Below are 6131 nucleotides of genomic sequence, written 5' to 3' on the forward strand. Positions count from 1 at the left end.
CCCCAATTCAATTTCATATTCATTCTCTCATTTAATGTTTTCATTTATTATTAAACTACCAACATCAACTATTAACTGACTATACTGATACCCAATATAAAATTATATATCAACTTACTTTATTTAATATATTATTATATATATAGAATTTCCATTCTATATATACTACACTATAAACGATTCCCAATTATCCAACAAACATTTAAGTAAGAATTTTTCAAGTTTTTGTTTATTCTTTATAAGAACTAATTGCTTCTCTTTATCTTTTAAATTAAATTTAACAACAACAGGTTTGCAATATGAAGAATCTCTCTTAACTCTTATGTCATTAATAATTTTATTTAAAGAACTTTGCATAATATCTTGCTCGCTTATGCTCTCTCTTTCCAAATAGGCCCCTATCTTGACATATCTATATATCATAGTTCTACTAAATTTATAATCCAAACAAAACTCATAAAAATTATCATATCCATCAAACTTGTATAACTTATTTTTTTTTATTTCGTATAAAGCTTTAGACAATTCCACTTTATTAACAGCTTCCTCTAAGGTTCGAGCCCTAATCTCCTCCTTAAGTTGTCTATATCTCAACATAGCCCTTTCTTTATCAGAACTATCTTCAACCTGAGTGACACTTCCTACCCTACTTTTAATAGTATTAAGTATATCTAATTTCATTTCTGTTTCCTAAACATAAATATTTGTAAACTGGTTTACAAATATTTATGTTTTATAAATATTTACATATTATAGACACCTTCAATAACTTCAGCAACTCTTAAATATTCATTATAATACCTTTCATCTTTCTGAGGTTCCAATCTGTAAGTAATCATTTTTTGAATAGCAGCACTTCTATGAATCTTAATTGGAACATATTCTTTATAAAGCTGCTGTAAACTATAAAAAAATTCTTTTTTTATTTTTCTATTTTCTTCATAAAGAGTCTGAATAACATAATAATTTTTAAAATCCTGTTTTTGATAAGCATTAATAATTTCCTGCATTTTACTTTTCAAAATTTCATAACTCTCAATTGCCCAAAGTTCTGCGGGCAAAGGAATAACAACCTTAGTAGCAATCATCAAAGAATTAATAAGCTCTTTATTAACCGACGGAGGGGTATCAATCAATATATAATCATATTCTTCAAAATAAGGTGTTAAAATCGTTTTCAATTTATATTCTTGTCCAATAATATTTTCTCCCGAAAATTGAGAAAGTTTAATATGAGATGGCGCAAAATGCAAATCATCTGTTATTTTGTGAACAATACTCATAAAAGATTTTTTAGATTTTAATACTTCATAAATATTATATTCTCTTATATCAATTTTGTTTTCAAAATAAGGAAGGAAATAAGAAGTAACGCTAGCCTGAGAGTCAATATCTATAAGCAAGGTTCTATATTTTTTAGAAGAGAAAATATAACCTAGCATTATTGCTGTTATACTTTTACCAACGCCACCCTTAATTGAAGATATAGCTATAATATCCCTCATTATTTTATACCTCTAGAGTCCAAACACTTAAATCTTTTATCATAAAAAAGTTTATCTAAATTATCTTCAGAAACTAAGAGCTCTTCAGACAACGAATTTACAACTCCGATGTCCTTTGCCTTAATTGCGATATTAAGTTTTTTAATTTTATTTTTTATTGTAAAATAAGAAATATTATTAATATTAGCCAAAAAAAGAGGAGTATAATATTTTTTACCTTCATATTCAATAAAAAAATTTTTCAAATGCATTTTCATTTTTTCTGTCAAAATTTATTACCCTCTTAGAATTATTTTTTTAATTTACTTTTAATAAAATTTTGGGCCTCTTCACTCAAAAGCAATTCTCTTTTTTTAAAAAATAAATCTTTAGAAGAAATTATACCTTCTATTTTATTTTTTTTTATATATCTTGACAAATAAGAAGAATCACTATAACCCATTTCTTTTGAAAATTCTTTCAAATTTTTTAAAGAATTTAAAAAATTTAATGTAATACGCACAAATTTCCATCCTCCTAAATAAATTTTCACCAATCATCAAATATACCAAATAAATACAACTTAACTAATATACTTTATTATATACCATGACCATCATTTTGTAAACGAAATTGACAAAATAACCATTTTAGTATATAAATTATATTAGAGTTGACTTTGTTTTTTAATCAAAATCAGAGATAAAAAAGACCTGAAAACAAAGGTCTTAAACAAACTGAAATAAAGGATAAATCGATGAAAAATTTAAATTTCTTTTTATATAATAACAGCAACCTCAAGAAAAATCAAGTTAGACTAATTAAGCTAATTTCTGTACTAAAATATTTAAATAAAAACAGATTGGGCTATAACCAACAAGACATACTTAATTTAATTAACTTTTTCCTAAAAAAAGAAGGTTATGCTGTAATCAAAATGAAAACACTACAAAAGGACTTGGGCTTTATGAAAAAGCATCATATAATCAAAGCATTTATTATACGACTTGGAGAATATCGAGGGTCAAAAATAAAATATATACCTAAAAAAAATGCATATCGAATATTAGGACAAGTACTTGATGCAACAGAAGAATTATTAGAAAAAACATTTAACATTATATATAAATTAAGCAAAGAAGAAAAAGAAAAAAACAAAAACGAATTAAAAAATAGCACAAAAAATAGTAGTGTATATAATACTATATATAATAATATAAATAATATTAAGAAAAAGATGAAAATAAAACAACAAAAACAACAATCTAACAAGAAAACGTAAAAAAAATAGCAAAAAAACGATAAAAAAATGAAAAAAATAAATAAAAAAAGTGGCAAACCAAGAAAACCATATCAAAAAAAGAGAATTTTTTGAGAAAAAAGAAATTAGAACGCAAACAAAAGGCACACAACAGTAATTTTATTACAAACAGCAAGCATTTTTAAAATTGATTAAAATAAAAAATTTTAAAAAAATTTTACGAAAAAATTTAAGTTTAAAGATCGTAATTACTTTAGGAAAGAATAGTAACCAAACGCCCGGCCAGAAGTCTTTATTTTGCTCCACAATAAAAGAAATTTTTAAAAACTTTATAATAACATCCCCATACAACTATGCCCTTAAATTGCAAAATAAAGGGTATAAATATTTTATGATTATGGGAAATGATAAACGTATTGTGTAAACAAAGGAAGCTATTTCTTAGGTTCATAACTAAACATAAAAAATAGCATTATGTTCAACAAGATTTTTTAAATATTTTATAGGGAGAATGTTTCTAATCGAAGTTGCTTCAGGGAAAAGCTTATACACAAAGGAAAGAACTTATCTCCTATCAATCCAAACTCAACTATCCAAACTACCGAATAAATAGCATTATACAGCAATGCAAACTTTTTTCCAGTATTAATTTTTCAGAGAATCAAACCTAAACTAATGAGCTTTAAGGCTTAGGAATTAATGCAAATGAGGACATGTATGAAATATAAAAAATTAACGAAATAACATATTGCAAACCATAAAACAAAAATATAAAAAAGAAAACCCCTTGGGGAAGGGGATTATTTAAAAGAATGTATGGTATGAAGTAAATATTGATAATAAATTCTTTTAATTTTAAAAAAGGAGAATATTTAATAACTAATTATTAGTTCAAAAAAACAATCATTTCAATTTTTTTTTGCAATATTTCTAATATTTTTTCATTCTATGTTAATGATTCTATGTTAATGATTTTGAAGATTTTGAATTTTATTGTTATCAAATACAATTTGATAACAATAAAACAAGAGATATAACAAGGGAATATCTTAAAAAGATTAAGATATATTTATCTCATAGTAATAGAGAAAAGAAAGTCCCTACTCCTATGTCTTGTTTTGGAGAGGATTGATAGGAGTGTTGGGGACTGTTGATAGAATGCTTTCTACCGTATTTATATCTGTTTATAACATTATTTTATTTTTTTAATTTTGTAAATATTTTTAAATAATTTTATTATATAAAAACAAGACTTCAAATTTCTGTAATGTGACCTAAAAAATAAAGCAAAAAAGTATAAAGGAGTTATCAATTGTTAATATTAAAGAATTGTAAGGAAAATAATTAACAATTATGTATTTATAGTAAATAAAGTTATAATTATTTTTTTATATTAAATGAATGATCGAAATTTTTTATTGCTCTCAAGAGTTTTATGTATCCCAATTGGATAGGGGGAATTTTTCTTTTCTGATTTTTAAAGTGTAATTTTCGGTTTATTTTTTTATTCAATTCTTGCATTTCTTGAATTTCTAAGATGCTTGGTTCATAATCGATCCATTTTTTATCAATCCATCCTTTTTCCCATTCATAATAACTTTCGTTATAGCTAGTGCCATTAGATTCATCAAAATGTCTTGACAGAGCAGATATTATCTTAGCACTGTACTAAAGCATTTTGTCTGTTTCTGTACTAGATATAAATTCATCATAATCGTAAGTTTTACCTGTCTGCATATTAACAATATCAACAATCAACTTAAAGGTATTTATGCAATTAAGAGCGATATTACCAAAAGGAAGATCCGGATTACTTAGACATGTAATATTAACCTTATATTTATTTTTCAAACTTTTAGGTATTTTAAAGAAGTCAACAATAAATCCATTGACTTTGGATTTATAATTTGCCTCATATTGAGAATTTTCAAAAAAGATTTCTTGAAGACCTTTTGTTATATGTTTATCATGATTTAACATCATAGGTAGCTTACTTTTTTGAACATTATTTTGTTTAATATTTTCCATCTCATATCCTCAGAAATCAAAAATTCTTTCTTTTATCTTGATATCATACATTATTATAATACATATTAAATAAGAATGAATATAAATAGCTAATATTTTCTAATATTTTTGGTAAATTTTTAATAAAAAAATTAAGTATTTATTTTATGGCACCATTATCTTTCCAGTTGACATTGTTTTTTTACTAATTTGTGATAAATTTAATTTATCTTTAACCTTTAACCATTTATAAGAAGCTTTGAGCGAGCAATTCTCTCAAGGCTTCTTATTGCTATTATTATTTCCTATTACCCTTATTTATTAAATAATAAAAATTCGTTGACTCATTGTAAGTTAGCCTTTTACTTTGATATATCCAAAATTATATTTTTAGTAAAAATCTAGATATAGAACTTTAGAGGCATAAAGTTTATTTTTTAATCAAAAATAATAAATAATTATTTAATAATAAATAAACTTTTATCTTATATATTCTTAACATATTATTTAATAAATAAGGGTAATAGGAAATCCTCCTCGCCGTCCGCCGCCGTGCGCGCCTTGCCCGCTCCCCGCTCCTTACTCCTGGTTCCCGGCTCCCGCCTCCCTTCCCTCCTCCCCCCTTCCGTCCCCCCCCCTGTCCCCTGCGCCGTTCCCGGCGCCCTCNCNTCTCTCCTTNGTTTTTTTGTTGGCCCTTTGCCGGGCGTGTTCGCCCCCCTCCGCTCTTTCTCCCCCTCCTTATTTACCATCGCTTCTAATCCCTGCCTGCCTCCCCCCGAACAACCGCCCGACTCTTCTCGATTCCCGCGAGGCCTCTCGACGACGGCAAAACTATGTAACCCCAAACACTCCCGGTTTCAAAAAAACCGTCACCGCCCCCCCCTACGGCACGCCCTACACCTCCATGGCCTCCAAACCCTCCTCACACCCAAACCGGGTCCCTCTGCCGCGGCACCCCCTCCCTTCTCTTCCCGGCGCCGCCCCTCCCCTCCACCCTCCTCCGGCGGCGCCCCCCGCTTTTCATCCGCACGACCCCCCCCCCGGGCCCCCCACGGGGGCGCCCGCCATGTGGGCTGCGGCCCCTTCCCCCTCCCCCCAGCTCCCCCCCCCAACACCGGCTGTCCGCCCCCACCCCCCCCTCCCCCCCCGGGGCCCCACCCCTCCCCACCCTGCGCCCTCCCGGCTCCCCCCCCGGGGCACCCCCCCCCCCCTCTGCGCGCCACACCCCCGCCCCCCCCAACTTCGCCCCCAAACCCCCCCGCCTCCAGGCCGGGCCTCGGCCGGCCCCCCCGGCTCAATCACGGCCGGACGGGGCTACCCCCCCTCCCCGGCTTCGCGCCGCGCCCCTCCCCCCCCGGCCCCGCGCCCCGGCCCGGGTC

Annotated in this window: 6 protein-coding genes; 1 reads left to right on the forward strand and 5 read right to left on the reverse strand. The window is 30.9% G+C overall.

All coding sequences use genetic code 11. The features are described from left to right. Window positions 1-165: 165 nt before the first annotated feature. The 4 genes from BRE_RS05790 to BRE_RS05805 form a co-directional block, all read right to left on the reverse strand. Complete coding sequence (locus BRE_RS05790) at window positions 166-681, reverse strand: chromosome replication/partitioning protein (protein ID WP_012539779.1); 516 nt, start codon at window positions 679-681, stop codon at window positions 166-168. A gap of 62 nt (window positions 682-743) precedes the next feature. Beyond that, on the reverse strand, window positions 744-1505 hold the full coding sequence (locus BRE_RS05795) for a ParA family protein (protein ID WP_012539780.1): 762 nt from the start codon (window positions 1503-1505) through the stop codon (window positions 744-746). Next, a complete protein-coding gene (locus BRE_RS05800) occupies window positions 1505-1774 on the reverse strand; it encodes a hypothetical protein (protein WP_014683071.1) in 270 nt (89 codons plus the stop codon). The genes BRE_RS05795 and BRE_RS05800 overlap by 1 nt, the downstream gene beginning before the upstream one ends. A 20-nt stretch (window positions 1775-1794) precedes the next feature. Then, complete coding sequence (locus BRE_RS05805) at window positions 1795-2007, reverse strand: hypothetical protein (protein WP_014683070.1); 213 nt, start codon at window positions 2005-2007, stop codon at window positions 1795-1797. A 234-nt stretch (window positions 2008-2241) separates the two neighbouring features. Here BRE_RS05805 and BRE_RS05810 point away from each other — a divergent pair, with 234 nt between their 5' ends. Beyond that, window positions 2242-2766, forward strand: a complete 525-nt coding sequence (locus BRE_RS05810) for a plasmid maintenance protein (protein ID WP_012539781.1) — start codon at window positions 2242-2244, stop codon at window positions 2764-2766. A 1647-nt stretch (window positions 2767-4413) separates the two neighbouring features. On the opposite strand, the gene BRE_RS06765 is transcribed toward BRE_RS05810, so the two are convergent. Beyond that, complete coding sequence (locus BRE_RS06765) at window positions 4414-4773, reverse strand: hypothetical protein (protein WP_049752043.1); 360 nt, start codon at window positions 4771-4773, stop codon at window positions 4414-4416. Window positions 4774-6131: the final 1358 nt, after the last annotated feature.

The sequence above is a fragment of the Borrelia recurrentis A1 genome (genome assembly GCF_000019705.1).
Classification (GTDB): Bacteria; Spirochaetota; Spirochaetia; order Borreliales; family Borreliaceae; genus Borrelia; species Borrelia duttonii.

What these genes read in the sequence shown, in the direction of transcription:
- BRE_RS05790 (WP_012539779.1), bottom strand. Translation starts at nt 681, where the DNA reads ATGAAATTAGATATACTTAATACTATTAAAAGTAGGGTAGGAAGTGTC.
- BRE_RS05810 (WP_012539781.1), top strand. Translation starts at nt 2,242, where the DNA reads ATGAAAAATTTAAATTTCTTTTTATATAATAACAGCAACCTCAAGAAA.
- BRE_RS05795 (WP_012539780.1), bottom strand. Translation starts at nt 1,505, where the DNA reads ATGAGGGATATTATAGCTATATCTTCAATTAAGGGTGGCGTTGGTAAA.
- BRE_RS06765 (WP_049752043.1), bottom strand. Translation starts at nt 4,773, where the DNA reads ATGGAAAATATTAAACAAAATAATGTTCAAAAAAGTAAGCTACCTATG.